This window comes from Agrobacterium sp. 6Ca8 (assembly GCF_055382765.1).
Genome location: NZ_AP026433.1, coordinates 373,708 through 394,852 on the forward strand (window position 1 = coordinate 373,708; position 21,145 = coordinate 394,852).

The following is a 21,145-nucleotide window of genomic DNA, read 5'->3' on the forward strand; positions in this document are numbered from 1 at the left end:
TCCAGTCAGCCCAAGTTTTGGGCTTGAAGGCCTCTTCTCGAAGCGCAGACGCGCGTCGGATGGATCTCTGTGACAAGCACAGGAGTGAGGTTTGAGGGTAGCTTGGCACCTGTCGGAAAGCGCCCTCTATTGCCATCCCAGCTTTAGAACTTGTAGGCCACGCCGAAGTTCACCGCATTGGTCATGATATCGGTTTTCAGCTTGCCGCCATTGTCGATATCCACGTCGATAAAGGAGTAGGTGCCTTTATATTCCACGAAGGTCGACCAGTTGTCGGTTATGCGGTAGCTAAGGCCGGCCTGCGCCTGCAGGGTTGCGCCACCGAACTGGTATTCGAAGGTTTTGCCGGAAGCCCGGGTAACCTCCACATGCGGCACGTTGATGCCAACGCCCGCGCCCACGTAAGGCGTCAGGCGCCAGGTCTCCAGCGGGAAACGATAGAGCGCGTTCAGCGTCAAAAGGTTCAGGCCGTCGGTGAACTCGAAATGCGACCAGCCGGAACGCGCCAGCGTCTGGTCGTTGGCATAGACTTTGTCATGGGTGTAATCGAGCGAGATGCCGAGATTGTTGAGCTGGCCTTCCTCGAACCAGTAGGTGCCGCGCACCCCCCAATAGGCCGGGCTCGAAAATGACTTGCCTTCCCACCCCGCCCGAAAGCCCGTTCCGTCCGAAACCGTGACATCGCTGTGCGGGGCGCTTTGCCAGCCGCCGTAACCGGAAAATTCAAATTCCCCCGCGATTGCGGAAGAGAAGGAAACGCCGCTGAGCAGCAGGGCGCAAAGAATGGAAACGTGGCGCAGCATGGGGAGAATCCAGTTTGGTGTTGAGGACACACCAAACTGCTTTTTAGTAACATTTAAATGACAGAAACGAAAAACGGGCGGTCATTTGACCACCCGTTTCAAGGCCGTTCCATCATCCCCCTGAGAGAGGTCCGGCGCCTGGCGTCCCCCGCCAAGTCTCCTTCAATCAATCTAGTAGCGATTGTACCGCTGCGGGACATCAATTCAAGCGCGATCTGCCGTGGTGTGGGTCTGCAAGTCCGCGTATTAGCGGCACCGTTGCCGTCATATCACAATGACGGTTGTTCCGACGTTCACACGCTCGTAAAGATCGGTGACATCCTCGTTGCGCATGCGGATACAGCCTGAGGAATTGTTGCTGCCGATCGTCCAGGGCTGGTTGGTCCCGTGGATGCGGTAAAGCGTGGAGCCGAGATACATGGCGCGCGCGCCCATCGGATTGGCAGGGCCGCCTTCCATGAAGGCCGGAAGGTAGTGTCCCTTCGTCGCTTCGCGGCTGATCATTTCTTTCGGGGGCGTCCAGCTCGGCCATTCCGCCTTGCGGGTCACCTTGTGTGTTCCGGCCCATTCGAAACCGGGCTTGCCGACGCCGACGCCATAACGGCGGGCCTTGCCATCCGCCATGACGAGATAGAGGAAGCGGTTCGGCGTATCGATGACGATGGTGCCGGGCTTCTGGGTGGTCTGGTAGCTTACGATCTGGGGCAGGAATTGCGGGGCGATCTGCGTGCGCACCGGCGCATTCGGGCGAACGGCGGCGTTCTGTACCCGGGCCGGGCGCTGCGAGGTGACGCCGGAGCTTGGGCGCTGTGGCATGGCGGCCTGGCGCTGCTGGAAGAAAGGCTGGCGGGCTGCTGGCGCGCGCGGGTAAACCACGGGCCGCACATTGCCGCCACCAAGCTGCGTTACCCAAGGGGCGGAAAGGTCTGGACTGACGACGACAGGCGGGCGCTCCCGGTAACGCTCACCGGCTGCGGCGGCCGGGGCGGCGAAGGTGGAAACGAGGCTCAGCGCCAGAAAAACGGACTTCATCGTCATCGGGTGGACTCTCTCTGCGGTATGTCGCAACAATAGCAATTGCGGGATCATTCGCCCGCCTTGCCGGCTACGTTCGCACCTTGACGCCAGCGAATCGTAAATGGCTGTTCATTAAAAAGCGCTTGATTAGAAAAAGCTGGATTTAAGGTTAGCGACCCGTTTTGAAACGTGGTGAATGAGTGGTAAGTGCGCGCATCACGCCGGTCACGGGCGGGAGCGAAAAAGGGTGGTTGCGGTATGAACGAGGCGGGACTTGAAACGGGCGCGGATGGCCGCGTGCGGTGTTTCTGGCAGCAGGGACTTGAGGATTACAGCCGCTACCATGACGGAGAATGGGGTTATCCCGTCACCGACGATCGCCGCCTGTTCGAGAAGATATGTCTCGAGGGCTTCCAGTCCGGCCTCTCTTGGCTGACGGTGTTGCGCAAGCGCGAGGCTTTCCGTCTTGCCTTTGCCAATTTCGAATTCGAAAAAGTGGCGCAGTTCGGTGAAGCCGACATTGAGCGCTGTGTTGCGGACAAGGGCATCATCCGCCATCGAGGCAAGATCGTGTCGACCATCAACAATGCCCGTCGCGCCATAGCGCTCCGGGACGAATTCGGTTCGCTTGCCCATTATTTCTGGGGGTTCGAGCCTTCCGCCGCAGAAAGGCCGCAAAGGCTGGACTATGCGACGTTAAGGGCCAACCCCACCAGCGACGCGTCCATTCGTCTTTCCAGGGATTTGAAAAAGCGCGGCTGGACCTTCGTCGGCCCGACGACCGTCTATGCATTCATGCAGGCCATGGGTATGGTCAACGATCATATCGAAGGCTGTCATTGCCGTGAGCCGATCGAGGCCATGCGGCGGGAGTTTGTACGTCCATGAAAGCAAAGTCCCTTCTTCTGGCTTTTGCCATGGCCGTGGCGGCCGTGCCGCATCCGTCCTCTGCGGAAAGCCGCAACGTCGACGGCATCTGGCTGGACGACGGCGAAAGGCTCAAGGAAGTTGCCCTGCCGCCCACCGGGCCGCTGAAACTCGATGGCTGGACACGGCGCGGCCGTGGCGATGTCTACCGCCTGAAGGTCAAGGCCGGGCAGACGATGAAGGTCGAGCTTACCTCTTCCAGCGAATTCGTCCTGATGGCGATCTTTGATTTTTCGACGCCGGATCAGGACGCGATCTTTTTCAGCGACTCCGAAGGTAAAATCGCCACGTTGACGCCGAAGGCGGATACCGAATGGCTGATCCGCCCGACGCTTATCCTGGGATCACCGCGTCGCGGGCTCGGCGCGCATTATATCCTGACGGTCAGCACTCAGAAATAACGGCCCGCCGCACCTTCAGGCCGTTTGCGTCAGCGCGATCAGGCCGAAGCTCAAGATTCCAAGCACCACGAGCGAGAGGCTGGCGGCGACGATGACCTTGCCCCCGGCATGGCGAAGGCTGCGAATGTCGACCGACAGACCAAGTGCCGCCATCGACATGATGGTGAGGATGTTGGAGAGCGAGGCGAGGGGGCCGAGCAGAACCTCGGGAATGAGGCCGAAGGAACGGGCCATGATCATCAGCACGAAGCAGATGATGAACCACGGAACCATCTGCTGCAACTTCAGCCGGCCCTTGCCGGACTGGCCGTGGATGACGGAGAGGGCAGCAATGACCGGCCCCAGCATCAGGACGCGTATGAGCTTGACGATTGTCCCGGTCTGCACCGCAACGGCGCCGAGCGGGGCGGTGGCGGCTAGCACCTGCGGTACGGCATAGACCGTCAGGCCCGCGAAGATGCCATACTGGGTGGCATCAAGACCGAGAAGCTGCGGCAGAAACGGCATCAGCAGAACGGCGGCGACACCGAGAACGGCTGTAAAAGCAATCGATGCGGCGACATCTTCTGGCTTGGCGCCAATGGCGGGCGCTGCCGCCGCAATGGCCGAATTGCCGCAGATGGAATTGCCGCAGGCGATAAGGGTTGCGAGTTTGGGTGGCAGCCCCAGCATCCGCCCGGCGGCATAGCTGAAGATCAGCGACAGGGCGACGATGACAGCGATGCCGCCGATCAGCAAACCGCCGGCGCCTTTTAGAATGGCAAGGCTCAAGGATGCGCCAAGAAGCGCCACCGCAATCTCGAGCAGGGTCTTGGCACTGAACTTGATGCCGGCCGAAGCAACCGCTGGCAGCGACACGAGCGAACGCAAAAGCGTACCGATCAGAATAGCCAGCACCAGATCGCCGAGCCATGCATGTCCGGCAAGCCGCACCTGAAAGCGTTCCGCCAGAATGGCAGCGCAACTGACCGCCGCGCAAAGCAGAATGCCCGGCAGAAGCGGGTTCAGCGAGCGAAAAGAAGACTGGAAGGGATGAGTGAGGGTGCGATGCTGTGCCATGCCCAGACAATGCCGGAATGGCATGTTTTATTCTATCAAATAATATGGCATATATCATTCGATAAAATCGAATGAAAAAGCCATGACCTTTGAACAACTCCGCATTTTCATCGCCGTCGCCGAACGCGAGCACCTGACAAGGGCCGCGCAGGCGATCGGTTTGACCGCCTCGGCCGTCAGTTCTGCTATCAAAAACCTCGAGGCATTTTACAATGTCGAGCTGTTCCATCGCGTCGGCCGCAATATCGAATTGACCGAAAGCGGCCGGGTCTTTCTGGGTGAGGCCAGGGCGACGCTGGCGCGTGTGCGCAGCGCCGAACTGATTCTCTCCGAAATGGGCGGTCTGACGCGCGGCGAAATCACCGTCTGCGCCAGCCAGACCATTGCCAGCTACTGGCTGCCGCCGATCCTCATGCAATTCAAGAAGCTTTATCCGGGTGTGACGCTGAAACTCGATATCGGCAATACGAAAACGGTAACGCAGGCCGTGCTCGATGGGCTGGCTGAGGTCGGCTTCATCGAAGGCAAGATCGACGAGCCGGCGCTGATGGTGCAGCCCGTGGTATCCGACAAGCTTCTGGTCGTCACCGGCTCCGCCCACCCCTTCGCCGACGGCCGTTATCTCACCGCCCTCGATATTCTATACGGAACGTCCTGGGTGTTGCGCGAACAGGGTTCCGGCACCCGCTCCGCCTTCGAGGCGGCGGTGCGGCAGATGGGTGTCGACCCGGCAGATCTTTCCGTGATGCTGGAACTGCCCTCCAACGAGGCCGTGGTGATGGCGGCACGCTCCGGCGGCGCGGCGACGGCGGTTTCCGCCTCCGTCGCTTCCCTCTTCTTACGCCAGGGATTGTTGGTCCGCGCCGGCATTGATCTGCCCGCCCGCAATTTTGCTCTGTTGCGCCACAAGGAACGTCACACCAGCCGTGCCGCCATGGAACTGGAACGCCTCAGCCGTGCCGCCTCGGAGGACTACAAGGCCGGTCTTGCCGGTTTGTAGGTCGAAAGGCCGCGCGGCATTATCGGGATCGCGGTGCGCGGGCAGAGCCTATCACGTCAGCTCATGCGCAACGACGTGATGAACGATTCGATAGTCCCTGCTTTCCTCTCCCAACGGAGCGAGTGGCCATTCCCATGCGGCGGCCGGCGCGGACAGATCAACGCCATGCAGCAAGTCCTCGTGCTGGTGCAGGCTGCCGTCTTTGCCGATAACGTCAAAGGATGTGTCCGTTACCAGGCACGCCTTACAGGGAAGGGCGGCCAGCGCATCCAGATGCGTCTGAATGAGCCTCGGCAAAAGGTCATCAGGCGCGCCGGCAATCTTCTCCCGCTCCAGCCGATGCCGCGCGCCGGTGCCGATCTGTGACAGGAGGTTGGCCGAGACGACGAAATCCAGATAGGGCACCCGCCGCAGGAACTCGAGCGGTTCCGGTTCTTTACCGGCAACGATATCGTCAAAACCGGAAAGATCGCGGTTGACGATGCGCACATTCTTTTTGGAATTGAAGCGTAGCTTCGCCTGCACGCTGGCAAGATGCACCAGATCGACCAGAACCACGGTATCGAACATCGCCACCAGCGCATCGTATGGCACGTCGCGCAGCAGACCCGACCCGAGCACCACCGCCGTCCGTCTCTGTTTGAGTTTTCTCACCGATTGCAGCACAAATTGCTGGCTGTTGTTTTCATGCTCCGCCCATGCTGTTGCGCAGCGATTGGCGCGCGCCCATAGATTGACGGAATAGCGGATATGCGGCCGGAATGGCTTCGGCGTGGCCGCACGCGTGGCGGCATATTGCAGGGCTTCGAGGATCATTGATGCCTAACGGTAAATTTCGCGGCGATGGCCAATTTCCACCACCAGCACGACAAGCTTGTGGTCCTGTATATCGCAGATGATACGGTAATCGCCTACCCGGTAACGCCAGAAGCTGCCGAGTTCTGAGCCTTGCAGGGCGGCACCTGTCTGGTGGGGATTGTCGTCCTGGACGACCCGGTCCGCCAGAAAAGAAACGATGCGGTTCGCGTCCTGCTTTGCCAACTTTCCAAGCTGTTTGACGGCTCGGTGTTGAAATTCAATTTTCCAGGTCAAGATCGCGCATCACTTCTTCCAGATTATAGGTGCGCTCTTTATTGGCAATGCGCTGTCGCGTCGCCTCTTCGGCTAGATAGAGATCTTCCATATCCTCAATATGTTTCTCAATCGCCTCGCGGATATAGTATGCGGACGTACGGCCCGTGCGCTCGGAAAGCGCTTTCAGCCGTTCATAGGTCTCGTCCGGCAGGCGGATGGCAGTCTGTTTGCTCATTGCTTGCGCCCTTTTCGACTAAAATGGGATACATGCATCCCATATAGCATTGTTTGCCCCGTGCGGCCAGTAGAACCAGAGGCTTTGCGGCTTGCCGCACCGGGCTTCATCATCTAATACACCGGCATAATTTCAGGAAAATATCGGATCGGCATCATGAGCGAAAAAGCAAAAAAGCCTCAGAAACTGAAAGCCCGCCTGCCGCGTGGCTTCGTGGACCGTTCTGCTGCCGATATCCATGCCACCAATGAAATGATCGACAAGATCCGCAAGGTCTACGAGCTTTACGGCTTCGATCCGGTGGAAACACCGCTGTTTGAATATACCGATGCGCTCGGCAAATTCCTGCCTGATAGCGACCGTCCGAACGAGGGCGTATTTTCGCTGCAGGATGACGACGACCAGTGGATGAGCCTGCGTTACGATCTCACTGCACCGCTTGCCCGCCATGTCGCGGAAAATTTCAACGAAATCCAGCTGCCCTACCGTACCTATCGCGCCGGTTATGTGTTTCGCAATGAAAAGCCCGGCCCCGGCCGCTTCCGCCAGTTCATGCAGTTCGATGCCGATACGGTCGGTGCTGCCGGTGTGCAGGCCGATGCCGAAATGTGCATGATGATGGCCGATACGCTGGAAGCGCTTGGTATTGCGCGCGGTGATTATGTCATCCGCGTCAACAACCGCAAGGTGCTGGACGGCGTCATGGAGGCCATCGGCCTTGGTGGCGAGGAAAATGCCGGTCGTCGCCTGAACGTGCTGCGCGCCATCGACAAGCTCGACAAGTTCGGCCCTGATGGCGTGAAGCTGCTGCTCGGTCCTGGCCGTAAGGATGAGTCCGGCGATTTCACCAAGGGTGCGGGTCTCGGTGAAGAGCAGATCGAAAAGGTTCTGTTTTTCGTCGGCATCAAGGATTATGCGGAAAGCGCCGATGATCTCGCAAAATTGGTTGCGGGCACATCCAAAGGCGCGGAAGGCGTCGATGAACTGAACATCATCGGCTCTCTGGTTTCCGGTGCCGGTTACGATGCGACGCGTATCAAGATCGATCCCTCCGTCGTGCGCGGTCTCGAATATTACACCGGCCCTGTCTATGAGGCCGAACTGACCTTCGACGTCACCAACGAAAAGGGCGAAAAGGTCGTATTCGGCTCGGTCGGCGGTGGCGGCCGTTATGATGGTCTCGTCTCTCGCTTCATGGGTCAGCCGGTTCCGGCAACAGGCTTCTCCATCGGCGTTTCCCGTCTGATGACGGCCTTGAAGAACCTCGGCAAACTCGGTCAGGTCAAGCCGCTCGCCCCGGTTCTCATCACCGTCATGGATGGCGATGTGGACAGCATGGGCCGTTACCAGCGCTTCACGCAGGCGCTGCGTGCCGAGGGCATCCGCGCCGAAATGTACCAGGGCAACTGGAAGAAATTCGGCAATCAGCTGAAATATGCCGACCGTCTCGGCTCCCCCATCGCCATCATCCAGGGCGGTGACGAGCGCGCCGAAGGCGTCGTGCAGATCAAGGATCTGATTGAAGGCAAGCGCCTCTCCGGCGAGATCGAGGACAATGCCAGCTGGCGCGAAGCGCGGGTGGCACAGATCACCGCGCCGGAGACGGAACTGGTGGCGAAGGTTCGCGAGATTCTGGAACATCATGCAGAGGACGTTCGCCGCGCCGCTGAAGGACGCTGAGGCGATGGCGATCCTTGCGCTCGATCACCTTCAACTGGCGATGCCCGTCGGCCGGGAAGACGAGGCGCGCGCCTTTTATGGCGACCTGCTCGGCTTTGCGGAGCAGGCAAAACCCGCCAATCTGGCGGCGCGCGGCGGATGTTGGTTCTCATCTGGACCGATAAAACTCCACCTCGGCATCGATCAGGATTTCAGACCTGCCAGGAAAGCCCATCCTGCCTTTCTGGTAGACGATCTCAGTATCTTGCGAAAAACACTTGAAACTGCAGGCTACCATGTGGTTGAGGATGAGCCGCTCGAAGGATATCACCGGTTTTATGTCCTTGATCCCTTCGGAAACCGCATCGAAATGATGCAGCCGCTCGAACCGTGACGAAAAGTACTGTTCCATGCCCCTGATCGACATGCCGGAATTTTCCGGAGAGCTACTGGAAGAATTCGCCGCGCGCCGCACAAGTCGTGTGAATACGCCTGTCATCCAGCCTGCCGAACCGTTTCTGGATATGGCGGGCGAGGATTTGCGCCGGCGTATTTTCATGACGGAGAGCGAGACAGGTGAAAGCCTTTGTCTGCGCCCGGAATTCACTATTCCCGTCTGCCTGCGCCATATCGAGACAGCGACGGGTACGCCGAAGCGCTACTCCTATCTGGGCGAGGTCTTCCGCCAGCGCCGGGAGGGTGCGAACGAGTTTTATCAGGCAGGCATCGAGGATCTTGGCGATACCGATATCGCCGCCGCCGATGCCCGCGCCGTGATTGATGCAACCGCCATCCTGAAACGCCTGCTGCCTGGCCGTTCGCTCGCCGTCACGCTGGGCGACCAGCAGGTGTTCGAGGCGGTCGTTGCAGCGCTCGGCCTGCCGCTCGGTTGGCAGAAACGGCTGGTGCAGGCTTTCGGCGATATGGTGCAGCTCGACGCGCTGCTGGAAAGCCTCGTGCACCCCAAGCCCATGACCGGCCTTGACGCGCGGGTCGCTGGACTTCTGGCAACGGGCGAAGAGGCGGTGCTGGTCGACTATCTCGACACGGTAATGCAGGAAACCGGCTATTCCACCAATGCCAGCCGCTCGCCGCAGGAAATCGCCCGCCGTCTGCGGGAAAAGCTGGCGCTTGCCGCCACGCGTCTGCCGGATGAGAGTTTCGAACTGCTCAAGCAGTTCCTGGCCCTGCAGGCGCCCTTGCCGCAGGCCTCGCAAGTTCTGGCCGATTTTGCCGCAAAGGCTAAGCTGAAACTGGACGGTGCGCTTTCCGCTTTCGATAAGCGTGTCGCGGCCCTTGCGAATGCCGGGGTCGATCTCAAAACAGTCAGCTACGGCGCGGCCTTCGGCCGTCCGCTCGATTATTATACTGGCCTCGTTTTCGAGGTGATGGAAGAAGGTAGCGATAGCGTTCTGGCCGGTGGTGGCCGTTATGACCGGCTGCTGACGCTGCTTGGCGCGCAGGAAAAAATACCAGCCGTGGGCTTTTCCCTCTGGCTGGATCGCATCGAAACGGTGCGCGGGAGCGATAAGCCATGATCACCATTGCCTTGCCCTCAAAGGGCCGGATGAAGGAAGACGCCTCCGCCGTTCTGGAACGCGCCGGGCTGAAGGTCGCAGCTGTCGGTAACGACCGGTCCTATCGCGGCCGCATCGAAGGGCGCGACGATATCGAGATTGCCTATCTCTCAGCCTCCGAGATCGCCCGCGAAATTGGTGCTGGCAGCGTGGATTTCGGCGTGACGGGTGAAGACCTGGTGCGAGAGGGTCTGACCAACGCCGATGCGCAGGTGGAATTCTGCGCCCGCCTCGGTTTCGGCCATGCCGATGTCGTTGTCGCCGTGCCGGAAATCTGGCTTGATGTGGACAGCATGGCCGATCTCGGCGATGTGGCCTCGGAATTCCGTGCCCGTCATGGTCGCCGTTTGGCAATCGCAACCAAATACTGGCGGCTGACGCAGCAGTTCTTTTCGCGCCAGCATGGCATTCAGCTTTACCGCATTGTCGAAAGCCTTGGCGCCACCGAAGGTGCGCCGGCGGCAGGGCAGGCGGATATCATCGTCGATATCACCTCCACCGGCTCGACGCTGAAAGCTAACCACCTGAAAATCCTCTCCGACGGCATCATCGTCCGCTCGGAAGCCTGTTTCGTGCGCGCCCGCAAGCCGGAGCACGAAGGCGATCCGGCGGTTCAGGAGATCGCGGCGCGAATAAAAGCGGCTGTCTGAAAGCAAAAAAGAAAAAAGCCGCCGGATCGCTCCGACGGCTTTTTTCTTGGTCAGCCTATGGGTTCAGGCGCGGGCGGTAACGAAGCCGCGCTTTGCGTCGACGGAGTAGGCGCCTGCACCGAAGGTTGCGAGCAGGATATAGGCGCCGGCAAGGGTGATGTTCTTCATCAGCATGATGCCGTTCAGCGTGTTGATCCAGCCGAGAGCAGGCTCAGGCCAGCCGGGAACGGCAACGGTGCCGCTGTGGAATACGAGGCCGGTGAACACGCAGAATGCTGCAAGCGCCCATGCGGCGATCTTCGTCTGGAAACCGGCGAGAATGGCAAGACCGGCAACGAGTTCGAACAGGCCGGCAAGATAGGCAAGCGCGGTTGCGGCAGGCATGCCGGCGCCCGAGATCATGCCGGCAGTGCCAGCCGGATCAGTGAGTTTGCCGAAGCCGGAATAGATGAAGATGAAGGAAAGCAGAATGCGGGCGATGAGAACGAGAGCGTTCTGGCTGCTGGACATGGAGTATCTCCGGTAAGTGATCGGCGTGTCGCCGGTTAAACTGCAAGGTGATGTCTGGAGATATCAATGACCGAAAATCATGCATCTATAAAGATGAACAATAGAAGACAAATTGTCTTCATTTTGTGAACGACCAACAATGTCGTTCAATGACATTGAGCGCGCATCCCCGTTTGAACGGGACCATTCGACTCGATCTATCTATTTGTTTTAAAAAAATTTCCTGACATAAAGCCGCTGCGCAGTTTCACTGGAAACGCGCTAGGCGGCGAAGCGCATATCCTCGAAACGCGGAAACAGGAAGAGCCCCGAAATGCGCCCTTGCTGGCCGATCTCGAAACCCGAGGATTCGCCCATGCAAATAAGCGGCTGCCGCATTGCCGGCAGGGTGAACATGCCGGTGGAAAAGCAGAAGCGTGAGGGTGCGGCGGAAGCCTGTTCGAAAATTTCGAGCACGCGGTCGTGGTGACCCCGATCATAACAGCGGATCAGGCTGAGCAGGCCGCACTCACCCTGCGGCAGCCCATGCATGAAAGATGCATGTTCGCCAAGCTTGATGACGCCGCTCGAAAGATCGCCGCTCCATTCCTCCGAAATAAAGAAATGCGAGAGGGTCTGAGTATCCGGCATGGTTGTCGCGGCCGCAGGCAGAGCATCGTTGCGTCTTGATATTTCGAACAAATCGCGCCCCCGCATGAACATCGTACCAGCGCTGCAATCTCAAGCGTCGCTGCCAAGTTGATTTTTCATCGCCATCCGCATTCGAGCGTGCCTGCCAAGCATCGAACCCCTTCAATGCTTGCATCCCGCCGCGGCACCCTCACGGGCGCTGACTTATAGTTTATTTTCTTCTACCCACAACAACCTGTCAGAGAGAAAATCAAAAATAATATGTATTCCTTCATCGTAATCGCGAAATATATGAAAAAAAGACAACTAAATGTCGTGCTTATAAACTGGAGAGGGCGAAAATCCGCCCCATCGGCAATTGTGATTCGCCTCTATCGGCACCCGATTATTGCACGCGCTGCCAAAAACAAGCCGACTAAAGTTATCGCTGTTTCAAAAAGAGACAATATTTTTTAAGCCCGATCCCGGCAAGTGAAGATATCGCGCCAGCTGTCCCAAGGGGCATGGGCGGCAACGAAAAAGGGCGATCCGAAGACCGCCCTTTCGTATTCCAGTGACAGGACTGATTGGAAGTCCATGCCGCCCGTCTGGCGCGCTTGCGACGCCAGATCACCAAAAGGCATGGGCGGCAACGAAAAAAGGGCGATCCGAAGACCGCCCTTTCGTATTCCAGTGACAGGACTGATTGGAAGTCCATGCCGCCCGTCTGGCGCGCTTGCGACGCCAGATCACCAAAAGGCATGGGCGGCAACGAAAAAAGGGCGATCCGAAGACCGCCCTTTCGTATTCCAGTGACAGGACTGATTAGAAGTCCATGCCGCCCATGCCGCCGCCAGGCATCTGGGGCATTGCCGATTCCTTCTTAGGAAGTTCGGCGATCATGGCTTCGGTGGTGATCAGCAGCGAAGCAACCGAAGCTGCGTTCTGCAGAGCCGTGCGAACAACCTTGACCGGGTCGACGATGCCGAGCTGGATCAGGTCGCCATATTCGCCGGTCTGGGCGTTGTAGCCGTAGTTGTCTTCGTTCCGGTCGAGGATCTTGCCAACAACGATGGAAGCTTCGTCACCTGCGTTTTCTGCAATCTGGCGAACCAGAGACTGCAGAGCCTTGCGGACGATGTTGATGCCGGCTTCCTGGTCGTCGTTCTCACCCTTGACGGTGATCTTCGTGGAAGAACGCAGCAGGGCAACGCCGCCGCCCGGTACGATGCCTTCCTGAACAGCAGCGCGCGTCGCGTTGAGAGCGTCGTCGATGCGGTCCTTCTTTTCCTTCACTTCAACTTCCGTCGAACCGCCAACGCGGATCACGGCAACGCCGCCAGCGAGCTTGGCAAGACGTTCCTGCAGCTTTTCGCGGTCGTAGTCGGAAGTGGTTTCTTCGATCTGCGCCTTGATCTGGGCAACACGGCCTTCGATGTCGGACTTCTGGCCAGCACCGTCAACGATCGTGGTGTTTTCCTTGGAGATCGAAACCTTCTTCGACTTGCCGAGCATGTCGAGGGTAACGCTTTCGAGCTTGATGCCGAGATCTTCGGAAATGACGGTACCACCGGTCAGGATGGCGATGTCTTCCAGCATGGCCTTGCGGCGGTCGCCGAAGCCAGGAGCCTTGACGGCAGCGATCTTGAGGCCGCCACGCAGCTTGTTGACGACGAGCGTTGCAAGGGCTTCGCCTTCTACGTCTTCAGCGATGATGACGAGCGGCTTGCCGGTCTGAACGACAGCTTCGAGAACAGGCAGCATGGCCTGGAGGTTCGAAAGCTTCTTTTCGTGCAGAAGGATGTATGCGTCTTCGAGGTCCGCAACCATCTTTTCCGGGTTGGTCACGAAGTAAGGCGACAGGTAGCCGCGGTCGAACTGCATGCCTTCGACGACTTCGAGTTCGGTTTCAGCGGTCTTGGCTTCTTCAACGGTGATGACGCCTTCGTTGCCGACGCGCTGCATTGCTTCAGCAATGTCGAGACCGATCTGACGCTCGCCGTTTGCAGAGATCGTGCCGACCTGTGCAACTTCTTCCGAAGTGTTGATCTTCTTGGCCTTGGCCTGAAGGTCCTTGACGACTTCAGCAACGGCCAGATCGATACCGCGCTTGAGGTCCATCGGGTTCATGCCGGCAGCAACTGCCTTTGCACCTTCGCGAACGATGGCCTGGGCCAGAACCGTTGCGGTGGTGGTGCCGTCACCGGCGATGTCGTTGGTCTTGGAGGCAACTTCGCGAACGAGCTGTGCGCCCATGTTCTCGAACTTGTCTTCGAGTTCGATTTCCTTGGCGACCGAAACGCCGTCCTTGGTGATGCGCGGTGCGCCGAAGGACTTGTCGATAACGACGTTACGACCCTTCGGGCCGAGGGTGACCTTCACTGCATCAGCGAGAATGTCGACGCCCTTGAGCATCTTTTCGCGCGCTGTGCGGCCGAATTTGACTTCTTTGGCTGCCATTTTCAAAACTCCTGGTTTCGAATGGCCGGACGGGGTCCGGCTTGAAATTTAAGGAAACAATGGGTGCGGCGAAATCAGCCGATGATACCCATGATGTCGGCTTCCTTCATGATCAGAAGGTCTTCGCCGTCGAGCTTGACTTCGGTGCCCGACCACTTGCCGAACAGGACGCGATCGCCAACCTTGACGTCGAGAGCGACGACCTTGCCGGCCTCATCGCGAGCGCCGGAACCGACGGCGACGATTTCGCCTTCCTGCGGCTTTTCCTTGGCGGTATCGGGAATGATGATGCCGCCCTTGGTCTTTGCTTCGGACTCAACGCGACGAACGACGACGCGATCATGAAGCGGGCGGAAATTGGTGCTTGTCATTGCCTAATCCCTCGATCAAATGACTTCAGGAACCTTTTGCAGGTTCACGTGATGGGTGTTAGCACTCCTCTTGTTGGAGTGCCAGCAAAGCCGAGATAAGGAGGCGTCCCCCCGGAGTCAAGAACGCACTGCCGGAAAAATTTCACGGCCTATGGTTACCAGCGTTCCATGACAGAAAATTTCCACGCTATGACGGACGAGGACAAATCGCTCTTTTTCAGGCAACCTTCGTTTTCGGCGTAGAGGGGTTTTATGTTCGGATGGTGGCCGGTGGTCCGGAGGCAGGCCTGGCGCCGCTTTTTTCCTTGCCATCGGCGTCGTGCTTTGCCATGTGACGCACACCCTTTTTTCGCACCCGGAAAGCATATCATGGCCCATCGCATTCTCACCCTCGGCGAAATCACTGATGGGTTCGACGTTGTTCTTTCGGATGTCTGGGGCGTGCTGCATAATGGCGTTAGCGCTTTCCCGGATGCGGCGGTTGCGCTGCACGACGCGCGCAAGGCCGGCAAGACCGTGGTGCTCATCACCAATTCGCCGCGTCCGGCCCCCGGTGTCATCGCCCAGCTTCGCGTTCTCGGCGTGCCGGATGAGGCCTATGACCGCATCATCACATCGGGCGACGTCACCCGCGGCCTGATCGCGGAAGGCCCGAGAAAAGTCTTTCTGCTCGGCCCCGAGCGGGACATGCCGCTGCTGGAAGGTCTCGATGTCGAACGGGTCGGCGAGGCGGAAGCGGAATCCGTCGTCTGCACCGGTTTCTTCGATGACGAGACGGAAACGCCGGAAGATTATACGGAAATGCTGAAAGGCTTCATCGCCCGCAAGGCGCCGATGATCTGTGCCAACCCCGATCTGGTGGTAGAGCGCGGCGAGCGCATCATTCCCTGCGCCGGCGCCATGGCCGCATATTACGAACAGCTTGGCGGCGAAGTCCGTATTGCCGGCAAACCGCACGCGCCGATCTATGAAGCCTGCCTTGCGGCGGCGAAAGAAGTGCGCGGCGATTTCCCGAAGGATCGCGTGCTCGCCATCGGCGATGGCATGCCGACGGATGTGAAGGGCGCAATTGCGAGCGGCCTCAACCTTCTTTATATCAGCGGCGGCATTCACGCCGCCGAATATACGCTGAATGGCCAGACGGACGAGGCGCTTCTGAACGCCTATCTGAAGGGGCAGGGCGCGGCTCCCGGCTGGTGGATGCCCCGCCTTGCCTAGGAAACGTCTGGCGTAAGCCGGCGTAAACAATGGATCGACTGCAATGACCGTCTTTCATCGCAATGAAAAAAAGGAGCCGCTGCCTGAAGGCTTGCGCGGCGGCGTCATCGCGATCGGCAATTTCGATGGTGTGCATCGCGGCCACCGTGCCGTTCTGGACCGTGCGCTGGAACTGGCCGAGGCGCGTGGCGTACCGGCACTGGTGCTGACCTTCGAACCGCATCCCCGTTCCGTCTTCCGCCCCGAAACGCCGGTCTTCCGCCTGACGCCTGCGCCGTTGAAGGCACGTATTCTCGAGGCCATCGGTTTCCGCTCGGTCATCGAATACCCCTTCGACCGCGAGTTTTCGCAGCGCTCGGCGGAAGAGTTCGTCAATTCCATTCTGGTCGACTGGCTGGGCGCCAGCGCCGTCGTCACCGGCTTTGATTTCCATTTCGGCAAGGGCCGCGAAGGTGGCCCGGCATTTCTGATGGCGGCCGGCAAGCGCAACGGCTTCGACGTGACGCTCGTGGATGCCTTTCGCGACGAGGGCGCGGATGTCGTCTCCTCGAGCCGTATCCGCTCGCTTCTGTGCGAAGGAGATGTGGCAGGTGCCGCCGGACAACTCGGGTATCGTTTCACGGTGGAAAGTGAAGTCATCGGCGGCCAGAAGCTGGGGCGAACGCTGGGTTACCCAACGGCCAACATGGCGCTTTCACCCGAAACGGAGCTGAAAGCCGGCATCTATGCCGTGCGGTTCCGCCGCCCCGACGGGGCGATTTACGATAGCGTTGCAAGCTTCGGTTACCGCCCGACGGTCACCGATAACGGTGCGGCCCTTCTGGAAACCTACGTCTTCGATTTTTCCGGTGATCTCTATGGTGAGGTCTGTTCGGTATCCTTCTTCGGGCACCTGCGTGACGAGCTGAAATTTGACGGCTTGGACCCGCTGGTCGCGCAGATCAGGCGGGATGAGGAAGAGGCGCGGGCGATGCTGTCAGGCGTGCGGCCGCTCAGTGAATTGGATGCGAAGATAGCATTTTGAGCGGGCAGATAATCCCGTCCCGGATTGTCGTCGCTTTTCACTTCCTTTTTGCCGGAAAACCGCATAAACAACCGGCCATGTCCCAATACCGGTTGCTGTTTAAAGTTCAGATAGGCCGAATTATTGGCCCGGCCTTCCGCCCGCTCTGAAGAGCCGGAAGGTCCGGGATTTTGGCGCTCGTCATGGCATTTGACATGGCGCTTTCCGTATTTGCCCTCTTTGAAATTGAGACGGCGCGACCGACACGGCGCGCAACAACGGTACAATTATGAGCGACACCGCAGAAAAATTCGACTATTCCTCGACCCTCTATTTGCCGCAGACGGATTTCCCGATGCGTGCCGGCCTGCCGCAGAAAGAACCGGAAACGGTGAAGCGCTGGCAGGAAATGGGCCTGTATAAAAAGCTCCGCGCCTCCGCCGCCGGTCGCGAGAAATTCGTGCTGCATGATGGCCCGCCCTATGCCAACGGCAACATCCACATCGGCCATGCGCTGAACAAGATCCTGAAAGACGTCATCACCCGCTCGTTCCAGATGCGCGGTTTCGACGCCAATTACGTGCCCGGCTGGGATTGCCACGGCCTGCCGATCGAATGGAAGATCGAGGAAGCCTACCGCGCCAAGGGCAAGAACAAGGACGAGGTTCCGGTCAACGAATTCCGCAAGGAGTGCCGCGAGTTCGCTGCTGGCTGGATCAAGGTTCAGTCGGAAGAGTTCAAGCGCCTCGGCATCGAGGGTGACTTCGAAAACCCCTACACAACCATGAACTTCCACGCGGAAGCCCGCATCGCCGGCGAACTGCTGAAGATCGCCAAGAGCGGCCAGCTCTATCGCGGTTCCAAGCCGATCATGTGGTCGGTCGTCGAGCGCACGGCGCTGGCGGAAGCCGAGGTCGAGTATCACGACGTTGAAAGCGACATGATCTGGGTAAAGTTCCCGGTGAAGGACGCTGCGCCAGCTCTTTCCGGCGTCTCTGTCGTCATCTGGACAACCACGCCGTGGACCATCCCCGGCAACCGCGCCATCGCCTTCTCCTCGCGGGTCGAATATGGCCTGTTCGAAGTCGAAAGCGCGCAGAACGATTTCGGTCCGCAGCCGGGTGAAAAGCTGATCTTCGCCAGAAAGCTTGCCGATGAGGCTGCTGCCAAGGCGAAGGTGACCTTCAAGTTCGTGCGCGATGTGAAAGCTGAAGAACTGGCCGCTATCACCTGCGCCCATCCTTTGGCGTCGCTTGGCTACGATTTCCCGGTTCCGCTTCTCGATGGCGACCATGTTACCGACGATGCAGGCACGGGCTTCGTGCACACCGCCCCGAGCCATGGCCGCGAGGACTTTGACGTCTGGACCGCGCATCAGCGTGAGCTGGAAGCGCGCGGCGTTTCGCCGGCCATCCCGTTCCCCGTTGGCGATGACGGTTTCTACACCGAGGACGCACCCGGTTTCGGCCCGTCTGCCGAAGGCGGTGCGGCCCGCGTCATGGATGATAACGGCAAGAAGGGCGATGCCAACGAGCGCGTCATCAAGGCGCTGATCGCGGCCAACAACCTGTTCGCGCGCGGCCGTCTGAAGCACAGCTATCCGCATAGCTGGCGCTCCAAGAAGCCGGTGATCTTCCGCAACACGCCGCAGTGGTTTGTCTATATGGACAAGGAACTGGGCGACGGCACGACGCTGCGCTCGCGTTCGCTTGATGCCATCGACCAGACCCGTTTCGTTCCGGCATCCGGCCAGAACCGCCTGCGCGCCATGATCGAAGGTCGGCCCGACTGGGTTCTGTCGCGCCAGCGCAGCTGGGGCGTGCCGATCGCGGTCTTCGCCGACGAGCAGGGTGAGGTTCTGGTCGACGAGGCTGTCAACGCCCGCATCCTCGAGGCCTTCGAGGCTGAAGGTGCGGATGCCTGGTTCGCCGAAGGCGCCAAGGAACGTTTCCTCGGCAATGACCATGACCACGCCAAATGGCAGCAGGTCATGGACATCCTCGATGTGTGGTTCGATAGCGGCTGCACCCATACCTTCACGCTGGAAGACCGCCCGGACATGAAGTGGCCGGCGGATGTCTATCTCGAAGGCTCGGACCAGCATCGCGGCTGGTTCCATTCGTCGCTGCTGGAAAGCTGCGCGACGCGTGGCCGCGCGCCCTATAACGCCGTCGTCACCCATGGCTTCACCATGGACGAGCAGGGCCGCAAGCAGTCCAAGTCTCTCGGCAACGTTGTTGCACCACAGGACGTGATGAAAGAGTCCGGCGCGGATATCCTGCGCCTGTGGGTCATGACGACCGATTACTGGGAAGACCAGCGTCTGGGCAAGGCCATCATCCAGACCAATATCGACGCGTATCGCAAGCTGCGCAACACCGTGCGTTGGATGCTCGGCACGCTTGCCCACGACAAGGGCGAGGAGATCGCCTATGCCGATCTGCCGGAACTGGAAAAGCTGGTACTGCACCGCCTGTCCGAGCTGGATAAGGTCGTGCGCGACGGGTACGACGCCTTCGACTTCAAGAAGATCGCCCGCGCCCTGATCGATTTCGCAAATGTGGAGCTGTCGGCTTTCTACTTCGACATCCGCAAGGACACGCTTTATTGTGACGCGCCGTCGTCGCTGAAGCGCCGTGCATCGCTGTCGGTCATCGCCAAGCTGTTCGATTGCCTCGTCACATGGCTTGCGCCCATGCTGCCCTTCACCACTGAAGAAGCATGGCTTTCGCGCTATCCGGATGCGGAATCGGTGCATCTCGCCCAGTTCCCAGAAATTCCGGCGGAGTGGAACAACGACGCGCTGGAAGCGAAGTGGGAGAAAATCCGCAAGGTCCGCACGGTCGTCACCGGTGCGCTCGAAGTGGAACGCCGTGAAAAGCGTATCGGATCCTCGCTTGAGGCAGCGCCCGTCGTGCACATTGCCGACGCCGATCTTCTGGCGGCTCTCTCCGGGCAGGATTTTGCCGAAATCTGCATCACCTCGGCCATTTCGGTGGTCGGCGATGAAGGCCCTGCCGATGGCTTCCGCTTGCCGGAGGTCGCAAAGGTCGTGGTCGAGCAGAAGCTGGCGGAAGGCGTAAAATGCGCACGCTCCTGGCGCATCACCACCGATGTCGGTTCCGATCCGGACTATCCGGAGGTTTCGGCCCGTGATGCGGCGGCACTGCGCGAGCTTGCCGCGCTGGGATGATTCAAAGCTGCTGCGCATCGTTCCTGTCGAAAAATCGATTTCGAGTTTCGGGCCGATGCGCGAGGAAAATGGCCGGATGAATTGCGCTTTAGCTCTTCATCCGGTACACCTGCCTGAAAATGGCCGGATTTGCACGGCAATGCGGGCTACCGCCTGCCGAAAGACGATGTCTGGCGCAATGGGACGGACGGCTGGAAGGGTTTTTATGAAGACGATGAAGGCTTTTGGGCAGGATAACGCGCAGGGTTTGAGCATGTTCCGCACGGTTGCAGGTATCACGGCGATAGGCGTGCTGCTCAGCGCCTGCACGAGCCCGACCTATGGTACGGGCAAGACTGCGGCAGAACAGCTTGTAGACGACCTCGGCAACGCGACTTCGATCACCGGCAACGATCAGGAAAAACGCAACCTGAAGTACAGCCCGCGTCCCGGTCTCGTTGTCCCCGCCCAGTCCCGCGCCGAGCAATTGACGACGCCGCAGCAGAACATGGCCAGCCGCGAAAACAACCCGCAATGGGTCGAATCGCCGGAAGAGACCCGTGAACGCCTGCGCGACGAGGCGGATGCCAATAAGAACAATCCGCATTATCGCTCACCGCTGCTTGCCGGCAACGGCACGGCCGGCCAGATGACCGAAAGCCAGAAATGGGAAGCCTTCCGCAAGGCCAAGGCAGATGCCCAGGGTGGCTCTGTCGTCAACGCCCAGCGCAAGTTCCTGACTGATCCGCCGCAGGAATATCGTAGCGTTCCGCAGGATCAGCTGACTGACCTCGGTGAGCCGGAGCAGAAGAAGGAAAAGCGCCGCAAGAAAGAAGCGGCGATGGCAAACACCGGCAAACCCTGGTGGAACCCCTTCTGATAAAATGAAGGGCTTATGGCCTGCGGGAAAGATTGCATCTCCCGCCGGCTGCTTATTCGTCGAGACGTTTCTCGCGAAAGAATTTCCGCAGAATTTCAGCACTTTCGCTTTCCGCCAGCCCCGAATACACATCAGGCGCGTGGTGGCATGTCGGCTGGCTGAAGAAGCGCACGCCACTATGCACCGCGCCGCCCTTCGGGTCTTCCGCACCGTAATAGAGACGACGGATGCGGGCAAACGAGATCGCCGCCGCGCACATGGTGCAGGGTTCCAGCGTTACATAGAGATCGGCACCGGGCAGGCGTTCCTGTTCCAGCGCCTCGCAGGCCATGCGGATCACGGCGATTTCGGCATGCGCCGTCACATCGTTCAATTCACGGGTGCGATTGCCGGAACGGGCGATGACGCGACCGTCCAGAACCAGGACTGCGCCGATCGGAACCTCCTGCCGCTCACCGGCGGCACGGGCTTCCGCCAGCGCCAGTTCCATGAAATGCGTCCTTTCGGCCATTGCGTTTCA

The 21,145-nt window shown here is 59.4% G+C and carries 22 protein-coding genes; 11 read left to right on the top strand and 11 right to left on the bottom strand.

Annotated elements, in window-relative coordinates:
* Window positions 1-143: 143 nt before the first annotated feature.
* Both ACZ5A6_RS01845 and ACZ5A6_RS01850 read right to left on the bottom strand, forming a co-directional pair.
* Window positions 144-803, bottom strand: a complete 660-nt coding sequence (locus ACZ5A6_RS01845) for an outer membrane beta-barrel protein (protein ID WP_174061596.1) — start codon at window positions 801-803, stop codon at window positions 144-146.
* 264 nt (window positions 804-1,067) lie between these two features.
* The gene (locus tag ACZ5A6_RS01850) at window positions 1,068-1,841 is read right to left on the bottom strand and encodes a L,D-transpeptidase (protein ID WP_004432233.1); all 774 of its coding nucleotides are present in this window, start codon (window positions 1,839-1,841) and stop codon (window positions 1,068-1,070) included.
* A gap of 237 nt (window positions 1,842-2,078) precedes the next feature.
* Between ACZ5A6_RS01850 and ACZ5A6_RS01855 the strand changes: the two genes are divergently transcribed.
* Both ACZ5A6_RS01855 and ACZ5A6_RS01860 read left to right on the top strand, forming a co-directional pair.
* Window positions 2,079-2,708, top strand: coding sequence for a DNA-3-methyladenine glycosylase I (locus ACZ5A6_RS01855; RefSeq protein WP_004432231.1), 630 nt, complete (start codon window positions 2,079-2,081; stop codon window positions 2,706-2,708).
* Complete coding sequence (locus ACZ5A6_RS01860; RefSeq protein WP_004432223.1) at window positions 2,705-3,148, top strand: hypothetical protein; 444 nt, start codon at window positions 2,705-2,707, stop codon at window positions 3,146-3,148. The genes ACZ5A6_RS01855 and ACZ5A6_RS01860 overlap by 4 nt, the downstream gene beginning before the upstream one ends.
* 15 nt (window positions 3,149-3,163) lie before the next feature.
* Here ACZ5A6_RS01860 and ACZ5A6_RS01865 read toward each other — a convergent pair whose 3' ends face one another.
* Window positions 3,164-4,207: a YeiH family protein gene (locus ACZ5A6_RS01865; RefSeq protein WP_141193562.1), complete on the bottom strand. Its 1,044-nt coding sequence runs from the start codon at window positions 4,205-4,207 to the stop codon at window positions 3,164-3,166.
* A gap of 82 nt (window positions 4,208-4,289) precedes the next feature.
* On the opposite strand from ACZ5A6_RS01865, the gene ACZ5A6_RS01870 reads away from it, so the two are divergent.
* Entirely contained in the window at window positions 4,290-5,207 is a 918-nt protein-coding gene (locus tag ACZ5A6_RS01870; RefSeq protein WP_004432220.1) for a LysR substrate-binding domain-containing protein, read from the top strand.
* A 51-nt stretch (window positions 5,208-5,258) separates the two neighbouring features.
* Here ACZ5A6_RS01870 and ACZ5A6_RS01875 read toward each other — a convergent pair whose 3' ends face one another.
* Genes ACZ5A6_RS01875 through relB form a run of 3 tightly spaced genes read right to left on the bottom strand, consistent with a single transcriptional unit; the run spans window position 5,259 to window position 6,516 of the window.
* Complete coding sequence (locus ACZ5A6_RS01875) at window positions 5,259-6,023, bottom strand: hypothetical protein (protein WP_141193563.1); 765 nt, start codon at window positions 6,021-6,023, stop codon at window positions 5,259-5,261.
* A gap of 6 nt (window positions 6,024-6,029) precedes the next feature.
* Entirely contained in the window at window positions 6,030-6,299 is a 270-nt protein-coding gene (locus ACZ5A6_RS01880) for a type II toxin-antitoxin system RelE family toxin (RefSeq protein WP_174061594.1), read from the bottom strand.
* Window positions 6,283-6,516 carry a type II toxin-antitoxin system RelB family antitoxin gene (gene relB / locus ACZ5A6_RS01885; protein WP_004432214.1) on the bottom strand — a complete coding sequence of 78 codons (234 nt, stop codon included), beginning with the start codon at window positions 6,514-6,516 and terminating at the stop codon, window positions 6,283-6,285. Before relB ends, ACZ5A6_RS01880 begins: the two co-directional genes overlap by 17 nt.
* A gap of 156 nt (window positions 6,517-6,672) precedes the next feature.
* Here relB and hisS point away from each other — a divergent pair, with 156 nt between their 5' ends.
* Genes hisS through hisG form a run of 4 tightly spaced genes read left to right on the top strand, consistent with a single transcriptional unit; the run spans window position 6,673 to window position 10,402 of the window.
* A complete protein-coding gene (gene hisS / locus ACZ5A6_RS01890) occupies window positions 6,673-8,196 on the top strand; it encodes a histidine--tRNA ligase (RefSeq protein WP_111796762.1) in 1,524 nt (507 codons plus the stop codon).
* Window positions 8,197-8,200: 4 nt separating this feature from the next.
* Window positions 8,201-8,569 (top strand): VOC family protein, encoded by a 369-nt coding sequence (locus ACZ5A6_RS01895; protein WP_026330619.1) that lies wholly within the window; start codon window positions 8,201-8,203, stop codon window positions 8,567-8,569.
* Window positions 8,570-8,585: 16 nt separating this feature from the next.
* A complete protein-coding gene (locus ACZ5A6_RS01900; RefSeq protein ID WP_174061593.1) occupies window positions 8,586-9,713 on the top strand; it encodes an ATP phosphoribosyltransferase regulatory subunit in 1,128 nt (375 codons plus the stop codon).
* Window positions 9,710-10,402 (top strand): ATP phosphoribosyltransferase, encoded by a 693-nt coding sequence (gene hisG / locus ACZ5A6_RS01905; protein WP_004432208.1) that lies wholly within the window; start codon window positions 9,710-9,712, stop codon window positions 10,400-10,402. Before ACZ5A6_RS01900 ends, hisG begins: the two co-directional genes overlap by 4 nt.
* A 63-nt stretch (window positions 10,403-10,465) precedes the next feature.
* On the opposite strand, the gene ACZ5A6_RS01910 is transcribed toward hisG, so the two are convergent.
* The 4 genes from ACZ5A6_RS01910 to groES form a co-directional block, all read right to left on the bottom strand.
* Window positions 10,466-10,912: a DoxX family protein gene (locus ACZ5A6_RS01910; protein ID WP_013635551.1), complete on the bottom strand. Its 447-nt coding sequence runs from the start codon at window positions 10,910-10,912 to the stop codon at window positions 10,466-10,468.
* Between the two features lie 261 nt (window positions 10,913-11,173).
* A complete protein-coding gene (locus tag ACZ5A6_RS01915) occupies window positions 11,174-11,608 on the bottom strand; it encodes a hypothetical protein (RefSeq protein ID WP_174061592.1) in 435 nt (144 codons plus the stop codon).
* Window positions 11,609-12,346: 738 nt separating this feature from the next.
* A complete protein-coding gene (gene groL / locus ACZ5A6_RS01920) occupies window positions 12,347-13,981 on the bottom strand; it encodes a chaperonin GroEL (RefSeq protein ID WP_004432205.1) in 1,635 nt (544 codons plus the stop codon).
* A 74-nt stretch (window positions 13,982-14,055) separates the two neighbouring features.
* Window positions 14,056-14,352, bottom strand: coding sequence for a co-chaperone GroES (gene groES, locus ACZ5A6_RS01925; RefSeq protein WP_003494080.1), 297 nt, complete (start codon window positions 14,350-14,352; stop codon window positions 14,056-14,058).
* A gap of 369 nt (window positions 14,353-14,721) precedes the next feature.
* Here groES and ACZ5A6_RS01930 point away from each other — a divergent pair, with 369 nt between their 5' ends.
* The 4 genes from ACZ5A6_RS01930 (at window position 14,722) to ACZ5A6_RS01945 (ending at window position 20,625) form a co-directional block, all read left to right on the top strand.
* The gene (locus ACZ5A6_RS01930; protein WP_004432196.1) at window positions 14,722-15,570 is read left to right on the top strand and encodes a TIGR01459 family HAD-type hydrolase; all 849 of its coding nucleotides are present in this window, start codon (window positions 14,722-14,724) and stop codon (window positions 15,568-15,570) included.
* A 43-nt stretch (window positions 15,571-15,613) separates the two neighbouring features.
* Window positions 15,614-16,594 (top strand): bifunctional riboflavin kinase/FAD synthetase, encoded by a 981-nt coding sequence (locus ACZ5A6_RS01935; protein WP_174061591.1) that lies wholly within the window; start codon window positions 15,614-15,616, stop codon window positions 16,592-16,594.
* A 268-nt stretch (window positions 16,595-16,862) separates the two neighbouring features.
* A complete protein-coding gene (gene ileS / locus ACZ5A6_RS01940) occupies window positions 16,863-19,766 on the top strand; it encodes an isoleucine--tRNA ligase (RefSeq protein ID WP_174061590.1) in 2,904 nt (967 codons plus the stop codon).
* 205 nt (window positions 19,767-19,971) lie between these two features.
* Window positions 19,972-20,625, top strand: coding sequence for a hypothetical protein (locus ACZ5A6_RS01945; RefSeq protein WP_019564237.1), 654 nt, complete (start codon window positions 19,972-19,974; stop codon window positions 20,623-20,625).
* A 52-nt stretch (window positions 20,626-20,677) separates the two neighbouring features.
* Here the strand turns inward: ACZ5A6_RS01945 and ACZ5A6_RS01950 are convergent, their stop codons facing one another.
* Complete coding sequence (locus ACZ5A6_RS01950) at window positions 20,678-21,136, bottom strand: nucleoside deaminase (protein WP_097101644.1); 459 nt, start codon at window positions 21,134-21,136, stop codon at window positions 20,678-20,680.
* Between the last annotated feature and the right edge of the window lie 9 nt (window positions 21,137-21,145).